The organism is Methylobacillus caricis (genome assembly GCF_020532705.1).
GTDB lineage: Bacteria > Pseudomonadota > Gammaproteobacteria > Burkholderiales > Methylophilaceae > Methylobacillus > Methylobacillus caricis.
In genome coordinates this window covers 189758-215519 of the sequence record NZ_JAJAVD010000004.1, presented here as the reverse complement: position 1 = coordinate 215519, position 25762 = coordinate 189758, and the positions used below count along the sequence as shown (strand labels likewise).

The following is a 25762-nucleotide window of genomic DNA, read 5'->3' as shown; positions in this document are numbered from 1 at the left end:
GGACGCGGCTGTGGCGTCCTTTTTTATTGCTGGTGTTGGTCATTCCACTGTGACAGCGTACGCAAATTTCCCTTCTTCATTGTCACTGGCTTTGACCTCAAGCGTACCGGCTGCTGGCGGTACAAAATCAAACCGCAGATAAGGGTCCTCACTGGTGCCTACGCCAAAGTCGACATCCAGTACCGGCTTGCCATCATAGGTGAAGCTGGCTTTCTGGATATAAAAAGCCGGACGAAAACCTTGTGATACCAGATCCCGTTGCAGTCCGGTAAACATCGGGTGCTTGATGATAAATGTGGCGGTGGTTGGCTGCGCGAATGTCACTGGCGTTTCGACGTTCATCTTAATCTTGCCGGCAGCGGCCAGCACCGCCTTGTCATCGCCATCAACAACGCCACCACAGCCACCGGAGGCGCGAATGGGAATGGCGGTCATATAGAGTTTGCCATCTGCTGTTTCGCCAACAGCATGGATGTATGAATCAGTTTCCAGGCGAATACGTGTAGAAAGCTGCAATTTTCCTAACTGTTCCGAAAGGTGATAGGTGGCTGCCAGCGGGATGGGATTTGCATCAACGATGATATAGACCGACTTGATGGCATCGGGAGCATTCTGTGGCTTGTCTATTGTCAATGTGATGGGTACTTGGGCACCGCTTTCAGCACGCTTGGGGCCAGAAAGCTTGATAAAGTCAGCTTCCTCTATAGTCCGTTTGGGAAAAAAGCCTTCTTTCATGACCGGCCAGATTTCGGTTGAGGCCTCAGCCCATACAGTATTGCCTGTACCTGCAATAGTGATGGTTGTCAGTGCAATGATAATGCGGCGATTGAATGCGGTTGTCATGATCTCTCATCTCCATATACCACCCAGTATGTTTTTATTATTTTGCCAAGCATACAACAAAGACGGGGTTTACTGCACAGTAATAACAGCTGTGCAGTAAACCCCGGATGAGGGAGGAGGAAGCTCAGAACATATAGGTGGCGTTGAGGCCCATTAGCCAGTTGCGGCCAGCTGCTGGCTCATAAAAACGTGAGTTGCCATCATTGACACGGATGGAACCGATATAGTCCTTGTCGAATATATTTTCTACACGTACGTATTCACTGAAGCGCCAGTTTTGAAGTTTTTGCTGGAAACCAGCGCGAATGTTGAAAATCGTGTACGAACCAGCAGACTCTGTATTCTGGTCATCGGTATAAACTTTGCTGTTGTGACGGGCTTCAAAGGCGGTATTAAATCCGCTGGCCTGATGCTTCCAAGCAACCTCACCATAAATCTGGGTACGATATGTACCTGGTATGTAGTTACCGGACGCGACAAAATTTGGAGTTCCATTCACAACATAGGTGTAGGCCTCATCAAATTTTGCGTTAAGCAATGTATAAGAGCCAAACAATGAGATGTTATTGTTGAATTTGGACTCTACTGAAAACTCTGCTCCATTACGCTTAGTTTTGCTTGCATTCATATAGCTGACGGTACCTAGATTATTTTCCTGCACCAAGATTTCGTCTTCAGTCCTGATATTGAATAAAGTTAGGTTGGCAATGGTGTTATTGCCAATGAATGCTTTTGTGCCAACCTCAAAATTACGGCTTTCACTGGGTTTCAAGCCAAGATTAGGGCCGCTGGTAGATACGGCAGTTGCGTAAGCGGCCTCAATGAAGGTTGGAGTTTCAAATCCTTTGCCGTAATTGGCATAGAAGTTCCAACTTGGCGTGACTTTCCAGACTGCGCCAAATACAGGAGTGGTTTTTTCGTAGGAAACCCGGCCACTGTTATCTCCACCCACCGTCAATAGGTTGTCATCGACTTCCAATGTGACTTTGGTGCGGCGAGCGCCCAAGTGCAGGTCGAGATTGTCAAGCACGGACCACTGGGCTTGAATGTACTTGTCGGAGTTGGTGGCGATGTTTTCTTCGTCGCGGTTCAAGACACCGGTTTTTACGCCATTGTTTGCATTAATATCCAGACGGTCATCTTTCATTTTCCCATAAGTCAGGCCCAGGCTTATGGTATAAGGCCGGTTGAGCAACTCGCCTTTGTTGTTCCAGCGCAGGTCTGTACCCCAGAATTCACGATCTATCGAGCTGGCACGGCCCACTGCAGTTAGTTGATTGATCGAGAGATATTGTTCGTTTTTGCGATTGCCTACATAGGTGATCAGATTGATCGAGTTGCTCTCATTAATCTTATGTTCAAGATTGAATCCCACTTGGGTTTGGCTACGGGAAACACGGGTATCAGCACGTAATGCGCTTGGCGCCGCCTGTTTACGGTTTGTGCGAACTTCATTACGGTTCAGCCCAAGCGGATCATCCGCCTCCTGGTCAAACCAGTTGATCAAAGTAGTGAGCTTGGTATCCGCGTTCAGGTTGAAACGGAACTTGGCAGTACCTTGCTCCTTCTTGTTGCTGCTATGGTCGCGGTAGCCGTCGGATGAGTAATTGCTATAGTTAATGAGGTATTCCAGTCCATCTGCAGTGCCTGCGGCCCGTGCATTCTCGCGACGAGTGTCATAGCTGCCGAATAATATGCCTGCAGATAACTCATGACCTGCTGGCGCGTTTTCTGTTAGCAGTTGCAATACGCCCCCTGAGGAGTTTCCGTAAAGTGCGGAGAACGGACCCCGCATGACTTCTATGCCTTGCATAGTACCAAGGTCGACACTTCCAGGTTGCCCACTGCCATCAGGATAGGTTAGAGGAATGCCATCCACATACACACGTACACCGCGTACTCCGAAGGCAGAGCGCGCACCAAAGCCGCGTGTGGAAATTTGCGGGTCTTGTGACATTTGAGTACGGTTCTGTGCAGTAATGCCAGGGACGCGGATCAGGCTTTCCGACAGGGTCATTTGCGCCTGACCGTCTTGAATTTGGTCTTTGGTGACAACATCAATCGCTACTGGCAGGTCAAAGCTTCTTTGGGCTGCCCGTGTGGCTGTCACCACAACTGGAGAGATTACCTGCAAGGATTCCTTGCTCTCGTCTGTATCTTCTGCCATGACAGGAGCAGATGTTCCCCATACACTCAATATAGCAAGTGGAATGAGTTTTAGTGAATATGATTTTTTGTGCATGGTGTCTCCCCCGAATGCTGCAATTAAATTTTAATGATGCGAGCTTATGGGAAAGACTTATTTTTGACCATCAAGATAATCATTAATTTACGGAGGGAAGTGCGATTTTATTGAGTTCCGGGAGAAATAGGTGGGTGGTTCTCTATAAATGAATTCAATATCATATTAGTGGGAAGATGATGCAGCAGCCCGCTGGTACCTATCACTATGCTGGCACTGGCACAGCCCGCCTGCATGGATTTCTCAATGGATTGCCCTGAAAGCAGCATATGCAGAAAAGCACTGGCAAAGGCATCGCCAGCACCAATGCTATCTATGGCCTCGGTCCTGAAAGCCGGATGTGCCGTAAATTGGCCGTTTTCCAGTATGGTGATTGCTCCTTCGCTGCTTAAGGTAAGGACAAGGCTTTTGCCTGGATGTAGCTGATTGAATGAGATACGGTTGAGGAAAAGCCGGGCGCTTTCCGTATGATGGAATGTGTTGGCATCTACGTGGAAAAACTCGGCGGCTTCGGTCTGATTCATAATGAGCACGTCTGTGGATGCTAATAACACAGGTGAAATTGAGTGAAAAGGAGAGGGATTCAAGATCGTCAGGCGGCCTGCATGCTTTGCCTGAAGAAAGGTTTCCGTAATAGCGGGTGCAGGGGTTTCAAATGATGCATAGACAATATCTGCCTGTGTGATGCGGGATGCGTGCGCTCTAATATGGGAGGGATCCAGCAGGGCATTCGCACCTGGGTAAAGCGTGATCTCGTTTTGCCCTGTATCGTTGATGAGCGCTACCCCAGTGCCGTTGTGTTCTCCCAGTTTGAGTAGTTCCGGGGTATGTAATTCCCATTTTTGCAATGTCTCGAGATATTGCAATTGGGCGGCAGGATTGTTGCCTACAGGAATGATGCCATCGACAGGGGTGCCAAGCTTATGAAGTCCTACCAGTACATTCAGTCCCTTACCGCCGATTTCGCAGTAAAACCTCTCGGCTTTCACTGATTCGCCTGCGGATGGGAAGCGCCTGACAAAGAAGACATGAGCAACCATCAGGCTGGCCAATACAAAGGCCGATGGTGGTTTTCGGGGATTCTGTGAGCGTTGTTCAATAAAGCTTGCCAGCATGGGTACCTTGTTCCAGTTGAGCGTCAGCCCTTCATTTTGACTCGGTAGGCATAGGCATCCCCGCGGAAAGTGCCTTCAACATACTCCAGCAGGATACCATCGTGCGAATAACTGCGCCGCTTGATCAACAGGCATGGTTGCGGCGACGTAAAGCCGAAAGCCTGATTCTCGATATTGTTGGATAAGACAGCTTCCACCGTTTGCTCACACCAGTCCAGCGAATGGTTGCAGTGCTGGTTGATCACCTGGTAAATCGATCCAGTCAAATCAGTGGATTTTAGCTCGGGTAAATGATGCAGGTTGTACCACGCGACTTCATGCGAGAGCGGTTTTTCATCGCCATAGCGTATGCGCTCTATTTTGAGCAAGGGCGCATTCGAGTTCAAGCCAAACATGGATGCCATGCCTCTATCCTGAATCACCGTCTGTTCCAGAATTTTTGAGGAGGGTGTTATGCCCAGTTCCTGCATTTCCTGAGTGAACCCACGCAGTTTGAACATATGGGTATCCAGCCGTCCCGGGGTGAGTACGCTGGTGCCGCCTTTACGGTTGCTGGTGATGAGCTTGCGGTTGCGTAGCTCCATGTAACTGCGCTTGATAGTGATCTTGCTGACTTGCAGTGCTTCTGCAAAAGCAGTTTCAGTGGGTAGCTGCGTGCCGGGTTTCAGCTCCTGTTTCAGGATCAAAGCTTCAAGCTGCTTGTAAAGCTGGGCATATAGAGGTTCTGTCGCGCTTTTGTCCAGAGTGACCAAGCTGGCGATACAGTTGCATTTGTCTTTGATGTTCTTCAATGGAGATTAAGAGGCTTGTATGGAATGTCCAGCAGCATATTAACGTCCAGGGCTGGAAGCAACAACAGGAATCCTGGGGTTGGGAGAGAATCAATTTTAGATATATTCAAATAATTATAATTATACTATTATTTGATTTCCCTTAATTACCCCCGGAAGGCATCTGATGGCAACAATAACTTTGGACTTAAACGAACTTGGAGGCAGGTTGGGCGGCTGGCGCTATAAGAATCGCACGGCAGCAGAATATAAAGCTGCAGGCAGTAATTATCGTACTTACAAGCCGACGGTTTCTTCTCCGTTGGGCGGGGGGCTACAGTTATTTACCAAACTTGATCATATTAGAGGGGCAGCCAAGGACGATCATTGCCAGCTTGATATGTATTTTGATAATCAGGGCACCTTGATTCAGTGGCAGACGCGAGTACAAATCCAGGGCAATCCTCAGTTTGATACGGGCTTGGTCACAGAGGCTGCCAGCATATTCGGGCAGGAGTATGGTGCAATTGCCAATGTGGCGAGCAAGATATTGAACAGCGTATCCAATTTCATCGGCGGGTTGGGTGAGCATGGCGGACGGGCAGCATTTCCCTCCGTGATCCAGATGAATTTCAACCATATTGTAGAGTGCGTTCGTCGCGAGTTCATTGTTTCAGGTGCAATTGGTGCTAAATATGCAGCATTGGGAGGCGTCAATGGTTTCCTTGGTAGACCACTTACTGACGAGCGAAGCACTCCAGACGGTGTTGGACGCTATAACCATTTTGAGGGAGGATCAATCTACTGGACTTCCAAGACGGGAGCATGGTCAGTAACGGGCTCTATTCGTAATCAGTGGGCGACGCTTGGATGGGAGCGCGGCAAGTTGGGCTATCCAGTCTCGGATGAAGAACCACGCAAGGGCAGCGGCCGACAGAGCAGGTTTCAGGGAGGTGTGATCTACTGGACCAGAGCCAAGGGCGCATGGGTTCAATACAATTTGTTGATCTCAACAGACAAGATAGATCTTACAAAAGGGACAAAGGTGGATTTAACCAAATACCTCGAAAAACTAAAGTAAGAGCAAGGCCCTGATAAGCAACTGCGCTTACACTTACATTAGTGCAGTTGCTTACAAAATGCCTTCCATAACCTGTACCTGTACTTTGGTGCCTGCCGGCAGATTACCTGTGTCATCATCCAATACGATAAAGCAGTTGGCTTCTGACATGGAGCGCAATATACCTGAACCCTGGTTGCCTGTTGGCCTGACCCGCCATGTACCTTTTTCATCGGTATAAAGGATGCCGCGTTGAAATTCTGTACGGCCAGGAAGCTTGCGAATGTCTTCAGTGCAGATTACCTGGAGTAAAGGTTGAGGTTGCAGGTTTTGCTGGCCCATAATGTAAAGCAGGGCGTCGCGCACAAACTGGTAAAACGTGACCATCACAGAGACTGGATTGCCTGGCAGGCCAAAATAATGGGCATTTCCTACCTTGCCATATGCCAGTGGCCGGCCTGGTTTCATGGCAATTTTCCAGAAAACCACCTGGCCCAGTTTCTCGAGCAGCAACTTCATGAAATCTGCTTCGCCTACTGAAACCCCACCACTGGTAATCACGACATCTGCCTGCCGCGAGGCATCTATCAGTGCTTGCTCCAGGCGTTGCGGATCATCCGGTACCACGCCCATGTCAAGGATGTCGAGATTTACCTTGCTCAGCATGCTATGCAGGGTATAGCGGTTGCTGTCGTAGACCTGTCCCTCCTGCAAGGGTTGTCCGATGCTGATCAGTTCATCTCCGGTAGAAAAGAAAGCAACCCGCAGTTTGCGATAAACGGTGACTTCCCCTATGCCCAATGATGCAATCAGGCCGATATCGGATGGGCGGAGGCTGCGACCTTGAGGCAATACAGTTTCACCCTGCTTCAAGTCTTCTCCCGCAAGCCGAACGTTGGCACCTGGTTTTGGTACCTCTGTCATGGATATGCGATTGTTTTCTGTGAGCACGCGCTCTTGCATCACTACCGTATCTGTCCCGGACGGAATGACTGCGCCGGTCATGATGCGTACACATTCCCCAGTTTTGACTACACCGTCAAATGGCTTGCCTGCGAAGGCAGTGCCTATTATTTCTAGTGAATTGGCTGCTGCATCATGGCTATGAAAAGCATAACCATCCATTGCGGAATTGTTGTGATTGGGCACATTGCAGGGAGATACAATGTCACCCGCCAGTATGCGGCCAAGCACCAGCTTGAGTGGCAGGGTCTCGGTTTCAGTAATCGGTGTCAGATAATCCCGAATGAAATCCCGGGCCTGGCTGACGGGCATGGAATTAGGATCATAATCATCTTGGCAACTGATTTCAGACAGAGATTTCTTACTCATTGGGTTGATACTTTCATCCATTGCATGACAAAGTCGGCAATGTTTTCCGGGTTGTTCAAATTCAGTGTGGGCAGGTGGTGAGCCAAAGGCGCATCAGTAGCAATTGCGATGATGCTCTTGTCATCCGAAGCCAATAATGGATACTCAAGGCTGGGGCGGTAGATTTCAATCTTGTCAATCTTAGCCTGCTTAAAGCCCTCAATCAGCACCAGATCGACCATATCGCTATCAATTTCAGGCAGCAGTTCTGCCAGTCCTACTTCGCTATTTTTTTTATCTGCAATGCGGTGGCGTTCCGTCATCAAGGCCCAACGGATATTGGATGCCACCAGGGTTTGTACTGCTCCTGCCTCGCGCAGGCGATAGCTATCCTTGCCGGGCTGGTCAATATCAAATTTGTGGTGCGCATGCTTGATGATGGATAGCCTGATGCCTCGCCCAATCAGGACAGGGATCAGGCTGGTGAGCAAGGTTGTTTTGCCTGCACCGCTACCGTATGCGCAAAATCCGAGTAGCGGTTTGGGAAATTGGTAGGCGTCTAAGCTGCTTGTTCCAGCCACCGTAACTCTTCTAGCGTGTTTATGTTGGTGAAGGCCTGTGAGTGGTCCGTGAAGGAAATGTCTATGCTGTCCAGGGTGCTGATCCAATCCGCCATTTTTCGCTCACCTTTATCCAGAAAGGCTTGAAGGCCAGGAAGCAATGAGCGGCGGCACAGGCAGAACACCGGATGAGTCTGCATGCCGGTCCTGGCGACGGCGATATCGGCATCGCGCTCAATCAGGCCATTCATCAGGCGCATGGCAAGGTTGGCAGGCAATAAAGGGGAATCGCAAGGCACGGTCAGGATATACGGATGCTTGGCCTCAAGCATGCCTTTGTGCAATCCTGCCAGAGGGCCGGCAAAATCGGCGATCTCATCCTGAATGACGCGATGCCCGAATGTTTTATAACGCTCGATTTCGCGGTTGGCGTTGACCAGGACCTCGTCAACCTGCGGGGCAATACGGTTGATGACATGCCCGATCATGGGGTGGCCCAGGAAGTCGACAAGTCCTTTGTCGGCGCCTCCCATACGGCGTCCTTTGCCTCCGGCCAATACAATTCCTGTGATACTCATGAGTTTTTCATTTCAGATATGATTTGCCACCATCAGTAGCAGTACTATCCTCGCCAAGATAAAGGGAATTTTACTTTATTTTCAATACAATTACAGCATCAGCCACCAGTTTGCGACATGAATCTGATCACGGCCGGCGCATTGCGGCGCAAGTCGAAGTCATGGCCTTTGGGCTTGGTCCGCATGGAACCAAGGATGGCATTGATCAAAGGCTGGTCATCATTTGGGTGGTTGCGTAAGAGCGGCATGAGATCAATTTTGTCTTCCTGGCCTAGGCACAAAAACAGTTCGCCCTTGCAGGTGATACGTACCCGGTTACATGATTCGCAGAAGTTGTGGCTATGTGGAGATATAAACCCGACTCGGGTCTGGGTGTGGGGTACGCGCCAGTAGCGGGCCGGACCGCCGCTGGACTCCATGCTGCTGATAAGCTGGTAATGCTTTCCCAGCAGTTTTAGTGTGGTTTCATTGCTGACATAGGTTGATCCACGGCTGTGGTCTACTTCCCCTAATGGCATTTCTTCAATGTAGGAGATATCAATGCCTTGATCAATGGCAAACCGGAGCATGGACAATGCTTCATCATCATTGACGCCACGCATCAGGACAGTGTTGAGCCTGATGCGCTCGAATCCGGCCTGTTTTGCAGCGGCAAGCCCACGTAGCACTTTGCCTAGGTCGCCTACCCGCGTAATTTTCCGGAAGCGCTCGGCATCAAGACTGTCCAGGCTGATATTCAATCGGCGCACACCAGCTTTTTTCAGTGGTTCTGCAAAGTGTTCCAGCTGGGAGCCATTGGTTGTCATGACCAATTCTTTGAGTCCCGGCAGATTGCTTATATCTTCAAGCAGGGATAATACGTTTTTTCGTACCAAAGGCTCGCCACCGGTAATTCTGACCTTGCTGACTCCAAGTGAAACAAAAGCTTTAACCAGGCGTGAACATTCTTCCAGTGACAGCACTTCGTCTCTGGGCAGAAAACTCATGTCCTCGCTCATGCAATAGATGCAACGAAAGTCGCAGCGATCAGTGATAGAGAGGCGGATGTAATCCACCACTCTGCCGAACTGGTCTATGAGTTGAGGATGATGGGCGTCAGTTAACATGAAGTAGGTGTTATAGCCTTATGCAGTATGCATTAAGATGCTGGATTGTAAGTGCTTCAGCGTGTATAAACAATGTTGAAGTTAAGACATCGGATAGTGAACGGAAATTCCTCATGAGCGCGATTAGTATCAAAATTCGTATTCCTCATCAGAATCTGGTAGCCATAGGGCCAGGCAAGGCCGATCTACTTGAAGCTATAGACCGTAATGGTTCAATTTCGGCTGGGGCACGTGCCATGGGGATGTCTTACAAGCGTGCCTGGGATCTGGTGGATGCCATGAATAAGAGTTTCCGTCAGCCACTGGTAGCAACTGCGACAGGTGGTAGTCATGGTGGTGGTGCTCAAGTTACCGAGTTTGGCAGGGATGTTTTGTTGCGCTATCGGGAGATGGAAGCCAAGGCAAATAAAAGCATCGCTGCCGATGCTGACGCTTTGGCTGAGCTACTCTTGCCAGTCTAGTTGCCTTCGGAACTGGATGTGCGCTGGAATATCCTGAATTTTTCTCGCCTGTCCATGATGCGGTTGCCTTCCCACAGCAATTCCCACCCTCCTACCGGTGCCAGTGACGAGCGGCTGCCTTCGTCCTGGATCAGGTAAAAATCACATCCCGGATTGCTCTGGTTCAGAGTACTTTGAGGCTGCAGGCGTAGGCCGTCGTAATAATCAAGCAATGCAGTTTGCGCCATACCCACGCCATAGCTGTTGATACATGAACGTTCTGCAGGCATGGCGGAACTCAACTGCATCATGACGTGCTTGTAACTGCGTGCATTATCAATCCAGGGCAGCCACAGGGTCATGAGCAAACCCCAGGCCATGGTCATGCCGACCGCCCAGTTTGTCACAGCGCCCCTGTTGGAACGTTTGCTATTGGCAATGATGAACAACCAGATAATGGTCACCGTGATGGCTGCAACTAAGCCCAGCAGGTTGATGTGAGCTTCTTGTGTGGCCGCAAGATAATGCATGCGTTCAGCGATTTTTGCTGGCGTACCTGTTGTCATGGCAAACCAGCCCAGCCATGTGAGAAAGCCGATGATGCCGAACAGCAGCATGCCAAACCAGTCCAGCGCGCCGGACGCACCACGTTTCAGTGTTTCTACACTGCCGCCAGCCAGGGCAGCCAATGGCAACAGCAAGGGCAAGGCGTGGATCTCACGGCGATCAAAAGCAAATCCTATCACCAGCAGGCTGATGGCGAAAAATACCAGCATCAGCTGCAGCTTGGGTTTGATGAATAGCGTAGTGCGATAGCGCCAGACTCCCCAGGCAGCAATAGGCAATGCTGGCCAGGAAAACCATGCAAGTGTCCGACTAAAGTACAAATGATTGATGGTGGCAGACCCTGTGATAGCCTCTTTCCACCAATGTGCAAGCTGTTCAGGATTTGATGAGTTTAGCAGCAGGGGCCATGCAGCCAGCCAGGGGCTGGCCATCAAAAGGCTCAGTGCGCTCACGGTAAGAAAGCTCCTGCTGCGCCATTGGACGAACAATGCAGGTAATAACAGCATTGTGCCTAAAAGAATCAAGGCAGTAGCCGGACCCGTGGACAGAAAGCTGATGCCCAGGCCCAAACCTAGCAGGGCCGAGGCGCGAAAAGGGCGGCGCTTGGCCAAGGCCAGGGCATACAAACCCATAGACAGGCCGGTCAGGGCTGCCACTTGCGGCATCAATAAGTGTGCTGCTGCGACCAGTCCAAGCGATGCGATAAATATGAAGGTGATTTGCCGTCCGATGCCGGTTCCCCACACTTCCCGTCCCAGCATGCCGATCATGAGCAGGGTAACGGACATCCAGAGGCCATTAACCAGGCGGGCTGCATCATGCATGGGTAGCCAACCAGAAAACAGTTTGGCAGATGCTGCGGCACTCCAGTAGTACAGCGGTGGATATTCAATGCTTGTCTGCCCCGCAGCGAGTGGGCTGAGCAACTGATCTCCATGCATCATGGCCTTGATTATGCTGATGGTTTGGGCTTCATCAGGTTTCCATGGTTCGTGGCCGACCAAGCCAAGAAAAATCCAGGCGATGCAGAGCAGGATCAGCAGGTGCGTCTTGGCACGCTCGCCCACGCGAGCGCGTGGTGTTGCCAAGTGCGCCTGCCAGTCATGCTCAAGCTCGAATGCCATGAATATCCTTTTTTCTTGTAATGAGGGCTGCCATTGCCAATACCGGGTATTTTAATCGTCGTTCCAGCGAAGGAAAACAAAAAAGGCAGCCAAGGCTGCCCTTTTTACCAAAACATGTAATTCTGGGATTACATGCCGTATTTTTGGCGGAACTTCTCAACACGACCGGCAGTGTCAAGAATCTTCTGCTTGCCTGTATAGAAAGGATGAGATTGAGATGAAACTTCAATCTTGATCAATGGGTATTCTTTGCCGTCAGTCCACTTGATGGTGTCTCTGGCTGCAATAGTGGAGCGTGTCAGGAAGCTGAAATCAGCGCCGATGTCCTGGAATACAACTTCACGATATTCTGGGTGAATGCCGGGTTTCATAATGTTTACCTCTGTGTTGCCGGTTTGTGCGGCGGATAAATGGGGTTTCCACCTAAAGCGGAAAAGCGGAATTATAGTAATCCCGCCAGGATTTTGCAACAAAAGCTTACTGTTTCTTTCTCTAGCCTCTGCGCATAGAGTCAAAGAAGTCGCCGTTGTTTTTGGTGGCCTTGAGCTTGTCCAACAGGAATTCCATCGCTTCCAAGTCATCCATCGGATACAGCAGTTTGCGCAGCACCCAGATTTTCTGCAGTACGTCTTTCTCAATCAGCAGTTCTTCGCGGCGGGTGCCAGACTTGTTGACGTTGATCGCAGGGTATATGCGCTTTTCTGCCATGCGGCGGTCCAGGTGTAATTCGGAATTGCCTGTGCCCTTGAATTCTTCGTAGATGACGTCATCCATGCGAGAGCCGGTATCCACCAGTGCGGTACCAATGATGGTGAGCGATCCACCTTCTTCGATATTGCGGGCTGCCCCGAAGAAGCGCTTCGGGCGCTGCAAAGCGTTGGCATCCACGCCGCCAGTCAATACCTTGCCGGATGCTGGGACAACGGTATTGTAGGCACGAGCAAGGCGGGTGATGGAGTCCAACAGGATAACCACGTCTTTTTTGTGTTCCACCAGGCGTTTGGCTTTTTCCAGCACCATTTCTGCTACTTGCACGTGGCGAGTTGCAGGTTCGTCAAAGGTGGACGCTACTACCTCGCCCTTGACTGAACGAGTCATTTCCGTGACCTCTTCCGGGCGCTCATCAATCATCAGGACTATCAGGATGACATCAGGGTGATTGGCTGTAATCGCGTGTGCAATGTGTTGCATCATCACGGTCTTGCCAGATTTTGGTGGTGCAACCAGTAAGCCGCGCTGGCCCTTGCCGATAGGAGCAATCATGTCGATGACGCGGCCGGTAATGTTCTCTTCGCTGCGGATGTCTCTTTCCAGGATCAATGGCTTGGTAGGGAAGAGCGGCGTTAAGTTTTCAAACAGGATCTTATGCTTGCTGTTTTCCGGAGCTTCACCATTGACGCTGTCTACCTTTACCAATGCAAAATAACGTTCACCGTCTTTTGGTGTGCGGATTTCACCCTGGATGGTATCGCCAGTATGCAGATTGAATCGCCGGATTTGCGAGGGCGAAACATAGATGTCATCTGGCCCCGCTAGATAAGATGTATCTGGCGAACGCAAAAAGCCAAAACCGTCTTGCAGTACCTCCAGTGTGCCGTCACCAAATATGCTGTCGCCTTTCTTGGCCTTGTTTTTCAAAATGGCGAAAATGAGATCTTGCTTTCGCATGCGACTGGCGCCGTCGATTTCATTGGCAATGGCCATTTCGACTAATTCGGTGACAGGTAGGTGTTTCAGGTCGGATAAATGCATATTGGGAGGGCTCGTTGGGAATTGGAACAGCTGCGAAAAACTTAACGGGGATTATTTTGAGATAAACGTCAGGTTCCCGAAAGGCATTACATGAGTAATTAAAAGTGGAACCTGACGCTAGAGTAGCGCTATTAAATATTGCTGTCAATAAAGGCTGTTAGCTGAGACTTTGACAAGGCTCCTACTTTGGTAGCTTCGACATTTCCATTCTTGAACAGCATGAGGGTTGGAATGCCACGAATGCCATATTTAGGAGGAGTGTTCTGGTTCTCATCAATGTTTAGCTTGGCGATTTTCAGGCGATCTGCGTATTCCTTGGAAATTTCGTCCAAGATAGGAGCGATCATTTTGCATGGACCACACCATTCCGCCCAGTAATCTACCAGAACGGGTACCTGGGATTGCAAAACTTCCTGATCGAAAGTGTCGTCACTGATATGGGTAATATGTTCGCTCATTTGAACCTCTAGTTGTTAATGGTTTCGCTAGGATTATGTGTCGTCGTCGTGAGGCCGTAACGGTTAATTCAAGCAATCTCGCTATCGTAGCGAAAAAAATCCTTCAAGTGAAGTATTCAATTCGGGCATAAATATTGCTGGGATGCTTGCATTTTGTAAAGTCAGAACTATTAGCATGCAAGCAATGCCGACATTTATAAAGGGGCAAGTTGAGACAATGACCTCAAAGATATCAGAAGCATTTTTCTTTTCAGAAGAGTCCGATGCTAGCGGAAAGGTATTTGCTACTTATCAGGAAGTAGAACTGAGAAGTGCTTTTCAGCCGATTTATAGTCTTTCCCATTGTCGTGTTGTCGGTTACGAGGGATTGTTACGTGCATCGCAAGGCGATATTCAGATACCACCCTATCAAATATTTTCGCGTGCGCTGGATGAAGCTGGCATTGTGCATCTGGACAGGCTTTCCAGAGCCTTGCATATGCATAATTACTGCAGGATGAAACAAGGTGAGGCAAGCTGGCTGTTCCTGAATGTGGACCCTCGTGTCATTGTGCAGGGAAAATATTATGGTTCCTTCTTCCAGGAATTGCTGGCATATCACGGAGTGTTGCCAGAACAAGTGGTGGTGGAGATTATGGAGGGAGCGATAGATGACGAGGTGCAGCTTTCTGAATCTGTCGGCTTTTATAAAGAATTGGGATGCCTGGTAGCGATCGATGATTTTGGCGCCGGGCAGTCTAATTTTGAGCGCATCTGGCGTTTGGCACCAGATATCGTCAAGCTGGATCGCTCCATGATTGTGCAGGCAATGCAAAAATCCATGGTGAGGCGGCTCTTGCCCGGCATTGTTTCGCTGATTCACGAGGCTGGCAGCCTGGTCTTGATTGAAGGCATAGAGACTGTGGAAGAAGCCATGATTGCCATGGAAACAGATGTTGATCTGGTTCAGGGCAATTATTTTGGCATGCCGGATTCGCAGCTATGCATTGAAGATGAGTCCATTAAAGTAAACGATCTGTTTCGGCGCTACCAAGTGTCATCATCCTTTGAATTAAGCCAAAAGTGCCTTGATTTTTATGGACAGGCATTTAAGTCCGCTGTCAGGCAAATGCAAGCTGGTGATCCTCCTGACATGGCATGCCAGGCTTTGCTTGCGTTGAATAGGGCTGATCGTTGTTATATTCTCGATCAACAGGGAGTGCAATTGGGTTCCAGTCTGTTGGCCGGCGAGACGGCAGCCCTAAGAGTCAGTCAGCGCTATCAACCATTGGCCGAAGGCGATGGGGCTATCTGGCTACGCAGGCCTTATCTACGCAGGGCGTTGCAGAATCCGGGTTCATTGCAGATGACCCGTCCTTATCTTTCCATTGCAACCGGGCAGTTGTGCGTTACCCTTTCGATGGCGGTTGTATTGGATGGGAAAATTGCTGTGCTTTGTTTTGATATCCAGTGGAGCGAGGAAATGATCGCACCTAAATAGTGCAATGACTTTGCCATACCTTCTGTTTTGGTGCTAAAGCACGCTGAAATAAAATCTATCGAAGTGATGGCTGCGCTCGACTAACCGCGTCACCATAATACGCTGTATTGTGCCATTTTCCTCAAGGTCCATGAGCCGGGCCGGACTGTAAGTACCAGGGGAAGCGATCAGAGAGGCGTGTTGCTTCAAGGCAGGTATCTCTGGCAACAGCAGTACAGGGACGAAGTCATCCTGGTTTACGATCCTTGCCCCGGCAGGTTTTGCGTCAGGCGAAATCATCTGTATGCCAATCTCTAATTGGTGGTTGTCATGATGGCTGGCCCAGCGGAGCGAGGCTAGTGACCAATGGGAGGAAGGCGTGATCTTGACCCCGACCAGATCTCCTATATGTATATGGCAATCGGTGACAGGCAGTTTACGTAAAGCCATCCCACCTGCACTGATGTTGACCACTTGCCAACGTGACGGCTTTAAGGTGGTGATCGTTGCAGATTCTTTTTCTGAAGATGGGATGGCGGTAGCGGATCCTGGCGCTTGATATGCTTTTCCACTGATGGCGTAATGCAAGGAATTGAGTCCGATCAGAAGTTCTATCCCATCGTTCTTTGCGGTACGGTTGAATATCCGTTTGGGTGAGGCGCCCCAGTGGCGTAACAAGTATGCCAGCAAGTCCTGATATCTTGGCTGATTGGCATGTTCCGGCAGGCCTGTACTCAATAAATTCTGACCAGCTTGTAATAGCTTGATGTGATTGTGAACCTGTCTTGCCAGGTCCGTGGTGATCAACAACAGGTCATTGTCAGGATCTACTTTCTTCTTGCTTTTACCATGAGCGACTGGGGGGGTATCCTGGTTGGATGAAATCAGGAAAATGCCAACCGAGCTGTCAAAAGTTCCTGGCGACTGTATCTGCGCCAGGCTTGCAAAGCGCTTAATATAATCGTTGACTTGTTTGATGTCTTTTGCTGATAAATGCTGAGGATCAATCAGGCTGATTAGCAGGGCTTGTTTGTAAACATGGCTGATGGTGCTGTCGCCTGGTCCTGGAAGTATAGGTTGGTCCTCTGTCTCAATGTTTTGCAGCGAGCGCAAGACTGCAAACTGGTAAAGCTGGTGTAATTCTGTCCATATTCCGGTACTCGGAGAATGGTAGGTTTGATAATGAATGATATTTAATCGGCGAATTGCATCCATCGCACGCTGGATGCTTAAGGCCAGTAACTTGTTATGACCAAACTTGAAGAGCTTGGCCTCCTGGTCCAGCAGCACCAGTTTGTATCCATATCCCAATTCGATCCACAACGCACAAGCGAGTGCGGCATCACTTTTTTCCTGCTCGGAAAGCGGTAGGGCGGCGTTGCAAAAATGTGTGGTCAGGCTGTCGGTAATCTCTATCACCATGGGGCGATAGGTTTCCAATGCTTTACTTCTAGCATCGGGGGAGATTTTCTGGCGATTGAGTATCTCCAGCTCTTCCTGGAGTGCCAGTGCAGTTTCGGGGGCATTGGTGACGGGCAGCGAGTTGAGAAACTTTGCGATTCTGTGTGGTCGCGTTTCTGCAATAATCAGTGGTTTTTCAACCAGCGCAGGCACGTTCAGATTCAAGATCATTACCAATTACCCCCTTAATATATGGGGATGGTAATTAGTCTTGGCTGATTTGTCACGGTGTCTGAGCGAGAACCTTGCAGGCCGTCAGGTCTAATAGCCATGCCGTATACAGCTGTATACGGCATTCATGAGCTGGGAATCTTTTAGTTTGGAACCGGGATGCTGTTGCCTGCGGCATCGAGAACATTGAGTTGATTCTCTTCTGCAAAATGCATGAGCTGGGTAAAGCCCTCTGGATTGCTGACCTTGAGCTGGAGGTCAACGGCCAGGCAACGAATACCTTCTACCACGCGTGGCTTGAGATAGGGCGAATAGCGCAGTTTGCGGTCAGCCCCAAAAGTGGCATAGGTGCTGCACATCCTGTCAACCCAGTCGCTGGGGCGGAAAGGCTTGCCTGCGCGAGTCAAGCCCTGAATGATGATTTCGTTGATACCTGATTTGTCTGTCGTGCTCATGCCGTTAACCGTAATCTTTGGAGATAGCCTTAAATTGTAGCATTGCAATCCGCGCTCAGGGGTTGCCGCCCGGTAAATGGTGGCAGCCTCCTGAGTCGGTTGCGCAGCTCATTAATCTACATACTCGAACACCTTGACCACTTTGCCTACACCGTTTGTACTACGTGCAATATCAACGGCATCTTCAGCCTCCTGGCGCGAGACCAGACCCATCAGGAATACGGTAGTGGCTTCAGTCACGACCTTGACATAGTTTGCCGGGAAACGGTTTTCCTTCAACATGCGCGCCTTGACCTTGGATGTGATGTAGGCATCGTTATTGCGTTCAGACAGTGTGCTCTTGGTATCAATAACAATCTCATTGGTCACATTGCGTACATTCTCTATTTTTTTGGTGGCAGCCTCAGCGGCGGCTTTGCTTGCTGCATCCACCGCTTCACCAGTCAACAACAGGTTGCGATTGTAGCTGGTCACGGTAATGTGGTTCTTGGTTCCAAGCTCGTCAGCAATGGCTTTTGAGGCTTTAAGTTCGATATTCTGATCTTCAATATAAATGCCAGAAGTTCTACGATCTGCAGCCATGGCACCGCCTGCGGCTGCGCCGCCAATGACAACCGGGACACAGGCAGCAAGCTGGCTGGAAATCACCAGGGCCAGCAGCAATGGGGTAATGGAACGCATGTTTAATTCACTCCTAACAAAAGACAGTCGATAGCATCGCAAATGCAATGCAGGGTAAGAATATACACTTCCTGAATCCTGGCGGGGTGTTCGTGAGGTACACCGATATGGATATCTTCTTCACCAAGAAGTTCAACCAGGCCGCTGCCATCACCGCCGCTGAAAGCAATCACCGTAAGTCCGGATTCCTTGGCCGCAGTAATCGCACGCAGTATGTTTTTGGAGTTGCCGCTTGTGCTGAGTGCCAGCAGTACATCCCCGTGATGGCCCAATGCCGATATCTGGCGCGAGAATACCTGCTCAAAATGATTGTCATTGGCAATCGATGTCAGGGTTGAAATGTCTGCGGGCAAGGCGATGGCAGCAAGCCCGGGGCGCTCCATTTCATAACGGTTTAGCATGCGCGAGGCAAAGTATTGGGCACTGGAAGCAGAGCCGCCATTACCGCAAGCCAGTACTTTTTTTTCATTCAGCAAGGCTTGTACGATCATTTCTGCCGCGTTTGCAATAGGCGCTGCCAGCAATGCACCCAATTCAAGTTTGAGGCGGCCGCTTTCCTCAAAGTGATTGGCAATGCGGGCGCTGAGGTCTGTCATGATTGATGCTTCTTAAAATATGCTAAGTATAGTTGCTAGCCGAACCGAGCTTGTTATGTTGAGTGCTGTGCCTTATGCGCTAAAAGCGTCTTTTATCCACTGGATGCTGGCGCTGTCCAGCTGTTCCATCAGTATGGCATCAAACCTACAGGCTGCGTCGCCATGCCGCTGTAGATAATGCTCGGCGGTGCGTAATAACCTGGATTGTTTGCTGGGGGTGATACTTGCGATTGCGCCTCCAAATTGAGCATGGCTGCGCAGACGTACTTCAACAAAAACCAATGTTTTCTGCTCTTGCATAATCAGGTCGATTTCACCAAACCGGCAATGGTAGTTTCTTGTGACCAGCTGGAGGCCTTGTTCTTGCAGATAGTCGGCCGCCAATTGCTCGGCACTGTCACCACGTATCTTCACGGTGAGTTTTCCACCACCAGGCCATTATTGCTGAAATGGGCACTGGTGAGCTCGCGTGTGATTTCCCCCGAGCTGTTGACACTGATCTTGCCAGTCAGTCCTTGCAGCATGAAAGGTTGCCCAGGGTTGCGGCTCAGCCTGTCCAGGATATTGTAAGCATCGACTCCCAGTGCAAACCAGCGTTGCATTTCTCCAGGAGGGAGGTCGGATGCGGCGTTCTTGTAGGCAGAGAACTCTGCGGCGTCTGGTTTTAGCAGCCAGGGCATGTCGATGAAGCGTACTGCGGAAAGCACATCGTCGCTGGCATCATGTGGGATGCCAGCATAAAGGTGCGATATGCCAAAGGTGGGGGTGGCGGCATCCAGATATGGGCGGAGGGTACGAGCCTCTTCGGCATTGGCCGCAATGAATATCATGTCGGCGGGATTGGCATTGATCTGTGCTTGTAGTTCTGTTGGACTGCTGCTCTCTGCTGCTGCGAGTTGCAACGTGATTTGCCCGCCAGATGCATTCCACTTATCGATAAATGCCTGTGCCATACGCAAGGCGAGACCATTGCCACCAATGACCACGGTAGCCGTCTGCATACCCAGGCGCTGCGCCATCTGAACAACCTGAGCAACTTCTAATTCAAGTGGAAGTCCGTAAATATGCAGTGTGGCTGGATATTGTCCATTATCCGTAGGTTGGTTGAGGGCAAGTGTGAGCACAGGTAATTCTGGTTGCTGGCTCAGGGCGGTGGCTTCATCACGCGTTAATGGGCCAAGTACCATCTTGACGCCATCGCTGACGGCTTGCTGGTAGACGCTGACAATGGCTTCTTTATCACCGGTGGTGGCGTAAAGCTTAAGCTCTCTCTGATCCCCGGCTTGTTGTTGGGCAGCCGCAAAGCCTTGCTCAATTGCATCTGCTGCGGGATAGTACATTTCGGTGGAAAATGGCAATATCAAGCCTATTTTGTCGCCTGGCTCTGCCATGGGAGTTGTTGTGCTTGTCGCCGGGCTTGGATGCCTTGTCAGCAATTCCTCGCTAAAACCCAATGCTGCGGGATGTCCTGGGTAAAATTTCCCCCAGTTGCTGAGGGCATTACTATCTTGCTCTTTGGCTGCCAGTGCCAAGTCGATCCAGCCTTGGACGTCGGTGTCCATGCTGTCGCCGCGCATCGTTACCAGATCGCTGGCTGGAAGCTGGCTCAGGCTTTGCCAGATCATTTCATGGTTTTGTTGCAGGCTCTGGGGCGTGTTGAGAAAGCGTTCGGCGGTTACGCGATGTTCCAATGAACGCATTGTATCCGGCTGGTTATCGTAGGCGACGGCAAGGCTTGCGTGTAAACTTGCGGCTGCTTCAGCATTCAGTGTTGGATTGGCTTTAAGTGGCAACAACAGGCGGAATGCCGTGTCGAAATCTTTTTCCGCAGCAGCGATGTTTCCAGCAAGTAATTTTGCATAGATGGACTGGCTGGGAATCAGATTGAGGGCAAGTTTCGCACATTCGGCATCAGTTTTCTGCAGGCAGATAATGCCATCATGAAAATGGGATTCTATAGAGGACTCGTTCTGGAAAGCAGGCGCAGCCAATGCGGCTCCTAGCAGAATCCATTGCAGACAGAGAAGGGCTAGTAGTCGTTGAATCATAGTGGGACATTATATGTGGTAGCCACGCCAATTGGAAACCTGCAGGATATAACCTTGCGGGCGGTGGATGTATTGAAGGCCGTGGATGTGATTGCGGCCGAAGATACCCGTCACACTTCAGGCTTGCTCTCGCATTTCGCCATACAGAAAAAATTGCTTGCGGTGCATGAGCACAATGAGCGCAAGGCGGGTGAGCAGCTGCTCCTGAGGCTGCAGGCCGGAGAATCGGTTGCGCTGGTCAGTGATGCGGGTACGCCCGGTGTAAGCGATCCGGGTGCTGTCGTGGTGGCAATGGCACAGGCGGCTGGTATCAAGGTTGTCCCTGTGCCCGGTCCTTCTGCCGTGATTGCTGCGCTGTCTGCAGCAGGCATTGCGACACCGGGTTTCCGCTTTCACGGTTTTTTACCGGCTGGCGGCAGTCAGCGGCGTGCCGCATTGCAAGCGCTGGCAGAGTCTGTTGTGACGCTGGTGTTTTACGAGGCACCGCATCGTGTGCTTGATAGCGTGCAAGATATGGCCGCCACGCTGGGAGGCGAACGTGTGTTGACGATTGCGCGTGAGCTGACCAAGACATTTGAAACCATACATCGCTTGCCATTGGCAGAGGCCCGGGCTTGGCTGGAGGAAGATGCCAACCGCCAGCGCGGCGAGTTTGTGCTGCTGGTGGAGCCCGCTACGCCCAAGGAAACTGGCCCCGTTGATGCCGAGGCCGAGAGGGTGCTGAGGCTGTTGCTTGCCGAGTTGCCGTTGAAGCAAGCGGTCAAGCTGGCAACCGATATTACTTGTGCGAAGAAAAATGCGCTTTATGAGCTGGCATTGAGTCTTAAGCAAGCAGAATAGTATCAATGATTATTTAGTTTAGAGAATTACATGACCACGACGATTACGATTACACGTCCCGACGATTGGCACCTGCATTTGCGTGACGGTGCCGCCTTGTCGGCAGTCCTGCCGGATGCCGTGCGGCGTTTTGGGCGCGCCATTGTCATGCCCAACCTGCGTCCGCCAGTGACTACCATTGAGTTGGCCCTGGCCTACCGCGAACGTATCTTGCAAGCATTGCCCGATGGGTCGCGCTTCGAGCCGTTGATGACCTTGTACTTGACCGACAATACCAGTGCGGAAGATATCATCCGTGCCAAGGCAAGCGGTGTGGTGCATGGCGTCAAGCTTTATCCGGCAGGTGCCACGACCAATTCGGACTCGGGGGTGACCAACCTCGGGCATTGCGTCAAGGCGCTGGAGGCCATGGAGAAGCACGGGGTTCCCTTGCTGGTGCATGCCGAGGTGACCGATGCCAATGTGGATGTGTTCGACCGCGAGCGGGTATTCATCGAGCGCAATATGATCCCGTTGCTGGAGCGTTTCCAGGGATTGCGGGTGGTGTTTGAGCACATCACGACCAGGGATGCGGCAGAGTTCGTTGCCCAGGCATCCGGGAACGTCGCTGCCACCGTCACGGCACACCATCTGCTCATGAATCGCAATGCCATGTTCAACGGAGGCATCCGTCCGCACCATTATTGCCTGCCGGTACTCAAGCGCGAGGAGCATCGCCTGGCCTTGGTTGCGGCGGCGGCCTCCGGCAATTCCAAGTTCTTCCTGGGCACTGATAGCGCACCACATCCGAAATCCGCAAAGGAAGCGGCTTGTGGTTGTGCCGGCATGTATACCGCGCATGCCGGGATCGAGCTTTATGCCGAAGTGTTTGACGAGGCTGGCGCGCTGGACAGGCTGGAAGCATTTGCAAGTTTCCATGGGCCGGATTTTTACCGCCTGCCGCGCAATGCGGACAGGATCACCCTGGAAAAGAGCGCATGGGAAGTGCCGGCAAGCCTGCCGTTTGCTGACGATGAGCTGGTGCCCTTGCGCGCAGGCGGCACAATCGCTTGGAAGTTAAGGGCATGACAATATAAAGATAAAAGGCCCATTGTATTGGGCCTTGTTATTTGTATTGGCGCAGGCAGGTTATTGGATTTTTCGTGCTTTTCTCCTGCGTGCCGAATAAGCCAGGATGCCGAGACCCAAGCCCATCAAGGCGTAGCTGGATGGTTCAGGAACGGCTGCCACCACGGTGCGAGTGAAGGCGCACTGCGGGCAGGTAGTGGCCAGGTCATAGGAAACCTCCCTGGCCTGAATTGTCCAGCCATTCTCATCCAGCTTCAGCTCGCCGTTTTCATCATAGTCATCCGCCGTATATCCAGCGAAATTCAAGGTGAATCCTGCGCGATAGAACTCGTAGGTGTCTGCTGCCACCGGGCCGTGGCTGGGGGTGAATACGCCAAAGTTATAGTCTATGCTTTCGCCCGGCGCGAGGGCCAGATCAATATTCCATAACTCTTCGCCGCTCAGTAATTGGTTGTTGAAGTCGAAGTTGTACGGAGGGCCGTCACTGCAGCTGGCGGTGAATGTGCCTGAGCATTCAAACCAGGTATTCAGATATATATGTTCGATATGGACGAATTCTAGCGTGTTGAATGCCGGATCCCAGTGATTGGCCAGTTGCTCGTTTGCAAATTGGAGCCAGTTGTTTAGGTTTTCTGACCGGGTGAAGTTTAATGAGTCTGAATCATCATTCAGTGTCAGCCGGACATTGACGACGGCGCTGTCAGTGCTGCTGATGCTGTCGTACGGTTGCAGGTAGGTAAGCGTGCCCTTAAGTTCGGCATGACTGTTTGCCGAGAAAAGCGTGGTTATAGCAATGGCTGCCATGTAATACATTGATTTCATAGTTGATCTCCCCGTTAATATTAGACCGCCTCGCTGAAAATATACTTAAATATGAGGCGGGGAAATAGGCCGAAAGGACTAATCATTTGAGGATAAAGTGGAGGGAAATATAACAGGACTGGTAGAATGCATGCCGAAGCTGGCCAGGCAGCCGCCGCTCACTTAGTGAGGGGAGGAAAGTCCGGGCTCCAGAGAGCAGGATGACGGCTAACAGCCGTACGCCGTGAGGCGAGGAACAGGGCCACAGAGACGAGTAAGCCGCAAGGCGGATGTGAAACGCGGTAACCTCCATCCGGAGCAAGGCCAAATAGGGTAGCGATAGCGTGGCTCGCGCTGCTACCGGGTAGGTTGCTTGAGCCCATGAGCAATTATGGGCCTAGATGAATGGCTGCCGCCTGCTGCGAGGCAGGAACAAAACCCGGCTTATCGGCCAGCTTCTTTTTTATTTTTTACTATTCCATGATGGGTTTTCTCCCATCTTTGCTTTCTTGCTAATTATTCTCCCACCAAGATTCAACTACCTCTTAATTACTTCTCATAAAGCACTTTCATATAGTTTGCTATCTCCTTATTTTTTAAGGATAAAAATTTTCCAGCAAAAATCATCTAAGTCATTGTCCTGTAAAGGAAAAATCACCAAAAAGCGCTTGCGTTGCCTTTTTTTTTTATCTATAGTGGGCACTAGTGGAGAAAAGTGGGGTTTTGTGGGTAATTGCCAGTCGAAGTTGATTGCTCATCTCCGAAGGCTGGCGATCCCTTATCCACTTTTTGCATTCTTGCTGGACTGCGTGTGAAGCAGTCCCAGTATCTAATAAAGGGGCCTCATGTTTCGCGGTGCGACATCTTTGAATATGGATGCCAAAGGCAGGCTGGCTGTGCCAGCCAAGCACCGTGACGCCTTGCACTCTCAAAGCGAGGGCAGTCTTGTCCTTACCGCTCACCCTCATCGTTGCCTGCTGCTTTATCCACAGCCAGCATGGGAGCCCATCCAGTCAAAAATGATGGCCTTGTCCAGCTTTGACCGGCAGTCCAGTGCCTTGCAGCGACTGCTGGTGGGGTTTGCCGAGGATATTGAATTGGATAGTGCTGGCCGTCTGCTGGTTTCTCCCGTATTGCGGGAATTTGCAGGCCTTGAGAAGCAAGTAATGCTGGTGGGGCAGGGCAGCCATTTTGAATTATGGAATATGGATGCCTGGCGCGCCCAATTGCAGCAGGTGATGGCGGCAGAGGACATGATCCTTCCTGCCGAGCTGGAGGGCTTCTCGCTGTGAGTGCGGGTTTGACCCAGGTACCGGCTCCCCAGGTTTTTCAGCATGTAACGGTTTTGTTGGATGAAGCAGTGGAAGCGCTGGCGATCAAGCCAGAAGGCACTTATGTGGATGGCACCTTTGGCCGCGGTGGCCACAGTCGCAAGATTTTGCAGCAACTGGGCAAGGGTGGGCGATTGATCGCAATGGACAGGGATATTGCTGCCATCAGTGCCGCCTCTGATATTGCCGATGCACGTTTCACGATAGTTCACAGTCATTTTGCCGCAATTGGCGAAGTGCTGGCGAATCTCAATATTAATAAGGTTGATGGTGTTCTGCTGGACCTGGGTATTTCATCGCCGCAAATTGATGAAGGCGAGCGCGGTTTCAGTTTTCGGTTTGATGGTCCGCTTGATATGCGGATGGACCAGACTCACGGCCAAACTGCAGCTGACTTCATTGCAAATGCGACGGAACAGCAACTTACGGGGGTTATAAAAGAATATGGTGAAGAACGGTTTGCTAAACAGATTGCAAGGGCGATTGTTGCGCAGCGCGCAGGAGGGGTGGGCATCTCCACTACCGGACAACTTGCCAAGATCGTGGCAGGGGCGGTCCCCAAAATCGAGCCTGGCCAAGACCCGGCGACGCGCACCTTTCAAGCTCTACGGATTTTCGTCAATCAGGAGCTTGAGGAATTGTCGCTGATCCTTCCTCAATGCTTGAATGTTCTGGCGCCTCAAGGGCGGTTGGCGGTCATCAGTTTTCACTCGCTGGAAGACCGTATCGTCAAGCGCTTTATCCGTGCAGAGCAGGACAGGGACGACCTGCCTGCCAATTTTCCTGTGCGTGCCAAGGATTTGCCGCAACCGCGCATGCTGGCTGTGGGTAAAGCGATCAAGCCCAGCACGCTGGAGGTGAAGCGCAATCCCCGTTCACGTAGTGCGGTGCTGCGGGTGGCTGAAAGAACGGGCGTGCTCTAGAT

Annotated in this window: 26 protein-coding genes and 1 other RNA gene; 8 read left to right on the top strand and 19 right to left on the bottom strand. The window is 50.9% G+C overall.

Features of this window, described 5'->3' with window-relative positions:
* Positions 1-39 precede the first annotated feature (39 nt).
* From LG200_RS11475 to LG200_RS11460, 4 genes are all read right to left on the bottom strand, one after another.
* Positions 40-843, bottom strand: a complete 804-nt coding sequence (locus tag LG200_RS11475) for a quinoprotein dehydrogenase-associated SoxYZ-like carrier (protein WP_226757764.1) — start codon at positions 841-843, stop codon at positions 40-42.
* A 124-nt stretch (positions 844-967) separates the two neighbouring features.
* Positions 968-3085: a TonB-dependent receptor family protein gene (locus LG200_RS11470; RefSeq protein ID WP_226757763.1), complete on the bottom strand. Its 2118-nt coding sequence runs from the start codon at positions 3083-3085 to the stop codon at positions 968-970.
* A gap of 107 nt (positions 3086-3192) precedes the next feature.
* Complete coding sequence (locus LG200_RS11465) at positions 3193-4200, bottom strand: ribokinase (RefSeq protein WP_226757762.1); 1008 nt, start codon at positions 4198-4200, stop codon at positions 3193-3195.
* Between the two features lie 23 nt (positions 4201-4223).
* Positions 4224-4991, bottom strand: a complete 768-nt coding sequence (locus LG200_RS11460) for a GntR family transcriptional regulator (RefSeq protein WP_226757761.1) — start codon at positions 4989-4991, stop codon at positions 4224-4226.
* Positions 4992-5157: 166 nt separating this feature from the next.
* Between LG200_RS11460 and LG200_RS11455 the strand changes: the two genes are divergently transcribed.
* The gene (locus tag LG200_RS11455) at positions 5158-6051 is read left to right on the top strand and encodes a hypothetical protein (RefSeq protein WP_226757760.1); all 894 of its coding nucleotides are present in this window, start codon (positions 5158-5160) and stop codon (positions 6049-6051) included.
* 51 nt (positions 6052-6102) lie between these two features.
* Here LG200_RS11455 and moeA read toward each other — a convergent pair whose 3' ends face one another.
* The 4 genes from moeA to moaA form a co-directional block, all read right to left on the bottom strand.
* The gene (gene moeA, locus LG200_RS11450; RefSeq protein ID WP_226757759.1) at positions 6103-7362 is read right to left on the bottom strand and encodes a molybdopterin molybdotransferase MoeA; all 1260 of its coding nucleotides are present in this window, start codon (positions 7360-7362) and stop codon (positions 6103-6105) included.
* The gene (gene mobB, locus LG200_RS11445; RefSeq protein WP_226757758.1) at positions 7359-7922 is read right to left on the bottom strand and encodes a molybdopterin-guanine dinucleotide biosynthesis protein B; all 564 of its coding nucleotides are present in this window, start codon (positions 7920-7922) and stop codon (positions 7359-7361) included. The genes moeA and mobB overlap by 4 nt, the downstream gene beginning before the upstream one ends.
* Complete coding sequence (gene mobA / locus LG200_RS11440) at positions 7901-8479, bottom strand: molybdenum cofactor guanylyltransferase MobA (protein ID WP_226757757.1); 579 nt, start codon at positions 8477-8479, stop codon at positions 7901-7903. Before mobA ends, mobB begins: the two co-directional genes overlap by 22 nt.
* Positions 8480-8577: 98 nt before the next feature.
* Positions 8578-9585, bottom strand: coding sequence for a GTP 3',8-cyclase MoaA (gene moaA / locus LG200_RS11435; protein WP_226757756.1), 1008 nt, complete (start codon positions 9583-9585; stop codon positions 8578-8580).
* Between the two features lie 113 nt (positions 9586-9698).
* Between moaA and LG200_RS11430 the strand changes: the two genes are divergently transcribed.
* Complete coding sequence (locus tag LG200_RS11430) at positions 9699-10046, top strand: winged helix-turn-helix domain-containing protein (protein ID WP_226757755.1); 348 nt, start codon at positions 9699-9701, stop codon at positions 10044-10046.
* Here LG200_RS11430 and LG200_RS11425 read toward each other — a convergent pair.
* The 4 genes from LG200_RS11425 to trxA all read right to left on the bottom strand — a co-directional run bounded on the left by LG200_RS11425 (position 10043) and on the right by trxA (position 13926).
* Positions 10043-11716: an ArnT family glycosyltransferase gene (locus LG200_RS11425; protein ID WP_226757754.1), complete on the bottom strand. Its 1674-nt coding sequence runs from the start codon at positions 11714-11716 to the stop codon at positions 10043-10045. The genes LG200_RS11430 and LG200_RS11425 overlap by 4 nt on opposite strands.
* Before the next feature lie 128 nt (positions 11717-11844).
* Entirely contained in the window at positions 11845-12087 is a 243-nt protein-coding gene (locus LG200_RS11420; RefSeq protein ID WP_226757753.1) for a type B 50S ribosomal protein L31, read from the bottom strand.
* Positions 12088-12208: 121 nt separating this feature from the next.
* Complete coding sequence (gene rho, locus LG200_RS11415; RefSeq protein WP_226757752.1) at positions 12209-13468, bottom strand: transcription termination factor Rho; 1260 nt, start codon at positions 13466-13468, stop codon at positions 12209-12211.
* A 131-nt stretch (positions 13469-13599) separates the two neighbouring features.
* On the bottom strand, positions 13600-13926 hold the full coding sequence (gene trxA, locus LG200_RS11410; RefSeq protein WP_226757751.1) for a thioredoxin TrxA: 327 nt from the start codon (positions 13924-13926) through the stop codon (positions 13600-13602).
* 217 nt (positions 13927-14143) lie between these two features.
* On the opposite strand from trxA, the gene LG200_RS11405 reads away from it, so the two are divergent.
* Positions 14144-15406, top strand: coding sequence for a sensor domain-containing phosphodiesterase (locus LG200_RS11405; RefSeq protein WP_226757750.1), 1263 nt, complete (start codon positions 14144-14146; stop codon positions 15404-15406).
* 33 nt (positions 15407-15439) lie between these two features.
* Here the strand turns inward: LG200_RS11405 and LG200_RS11400 are convergent, their stop codons facing one another.
* The 6 genes from LG200_RS11400 to LG200_RS11375 all read right to left on the bottom strand — a co-directional run bounded on the left by LG200_RS11400 (position 15440) and on the right by LG200_RS11375 (position 20740).
* Positions 15440-17017: a hypothetical protein gene (locus tag LG200_RS11400; RefSeq protein ID WP_226757749.1), complete on the bottom strand. Its 1578-nt coding sequence runs from the start codon at positions 17015-17017 to the stop codon at positions 15440-15442.
* Between the two features lie 143 nt (positions 17018-17160).
* A complete protein-coding gene (locus LG200_RS11395; RefSeq protein ID WP_226757748.1) occupies positions 17161-17472 on the bottom strand; it encodes a DUF3579 domain-containing protein in 312 nt (103 codons plus the stop codon).
* A gap of 111 nt (positions 17473-17583) precedes the next feature.
* Positions 17584-18153 carry a BON domain-containing protein gene (locus tag LG200_RS11390; protein WP_226757747.1) on the bottom strand — a complete coding sequence of 190 codons (570 nt, stop codon included), beginning with the start codon at positions 18151-18153 and terminating at the stop codon, positions 17584-17586.
* Between the two features lie 2 nt (positions 18154-18155).
* Positions 18156-18749, bottom strand: a complete 594-nt coding sequence (locus LG200_RS11385; protein ID WP_226757746.1) for an SIS domain-containing protein — start codon at positions 18747-18749, stop codon at positions 18156-18158.
* Positions 18750-18821: 72 nt separating this feature from the next.
* On the bottom strand, positions 18822-19163 hold the full coding sequence (locus tag LG200_RS11380; protein WP_226757745.1) for a YraN family protein: 342 nt from the start codon (positions 19161-19163) through the stop codon (positions 18822-18824).
* Positions 19160-20740 carry a penicillin-binding protein activator gene (locus LG200_RS11375; protein WP_226757744.1) on the bottom strand — a complete coding sequence of 527 codons (1581 nt, stop codon included), beginning with the start codon at positions 20738-20740 and terminating at the stop codon, positions 19160-19162. Before LG200_RS11375 ends, LG200_RS11380 begins: the two co-directional genes overlap by 4 nt.
* Before the next feature lie 48 nt (positions 20741-20788).
* Between LG200_RS11375 and rsmI the strand changes: the two genes are divergently transcribed.
* Together rsmI and pyrC are read left to right on the top strand one after the other, a co-directional pair.
* The gene (rsmI, locus tag LG200_RS11370) at positions 20789-21637 is read left to right on the top strand and encodes a 16S rRNA (cytidine(1402)-2'-O)-methyltransferase (RefSeq protein ID WP_226757743.1); all 849 of its coding nucleotides are present in this window, start codon (positions 20789-20791) and stop codon (positions 21635-21637) included.
* A gap of 30 nt (positions 21638-21667) precedes the next feature.
* Complete coding sequence (gene pyrC / locus LG200_RS11365; protein ID WP_226757742.1) at positions 21668-22705, top strand: dihydroorotase; 1038 nt, start codon at positions 21668-21670, stop codon at positions 22703-22705.
* 60 nt (positions 22706-22765) lie between these two features.
* Here the strand turns inward: pyrC and LG200_RS11360 are convergent, their stop codons facing one another.
* The gene (locus LG200_RS11360) at positions 22766-23527 is read right to left on the bottom strand and encodes a PEP-CTERM sorting domain-containing protein (protein WP_226757741.1); all 762 of its coding nucleotides are present in this window, start codon (positions 23525-23527) and stop codon (positions 22766-22768) included.
* A 135-nt stretch (positions 23528-23662) separates the two neighbouring features.
* Here LG200_RS11360 and rnpB point away from each other — a divergent pair.
* The 3 genes from rnpB to rsmH all read left to right on the top strand — a co-directional run bounded on the left by rnpB (position 23663) and on the right by rsmH (position 25760).
* Positions 23663-23969, top strand: an RNA gene (gene rnpB / locus LG200_RS11355) — RNase P RNA component class A.
* Between the two features lie 382 nt (positions 23970-24351).
* The gene (gene mraZ, locus LG200_RS11350; RefSeq protein ID WP_226757740.1) at positions 24352-24798 is read left to right on the top strand and encodes a division/cell wall cluster transcriptional repressor MraZ; all 447 of its coding nucleotides are present in this window, start codon (positions 24352-24354) and stop codon (positions 24796-24798) included.
* On the top strand, positions 24795-25760 hold the full coding sequence (rsmH, locus tag LG200_RS11345) for a 16S rRNA (cytosine(1402)-N(4))-methyltransferase RsmH (protein WP_226757739.1): 966 nt from the start codon (positions 24795-24797) through the stop codon (positions 25758-25760). The genes mraZ and rsmH overlap by 4 nt, the downstream gene beginning before the upstream one ends.
* Positions 25761-25762 lie beyond the last annotated feature (2 nt).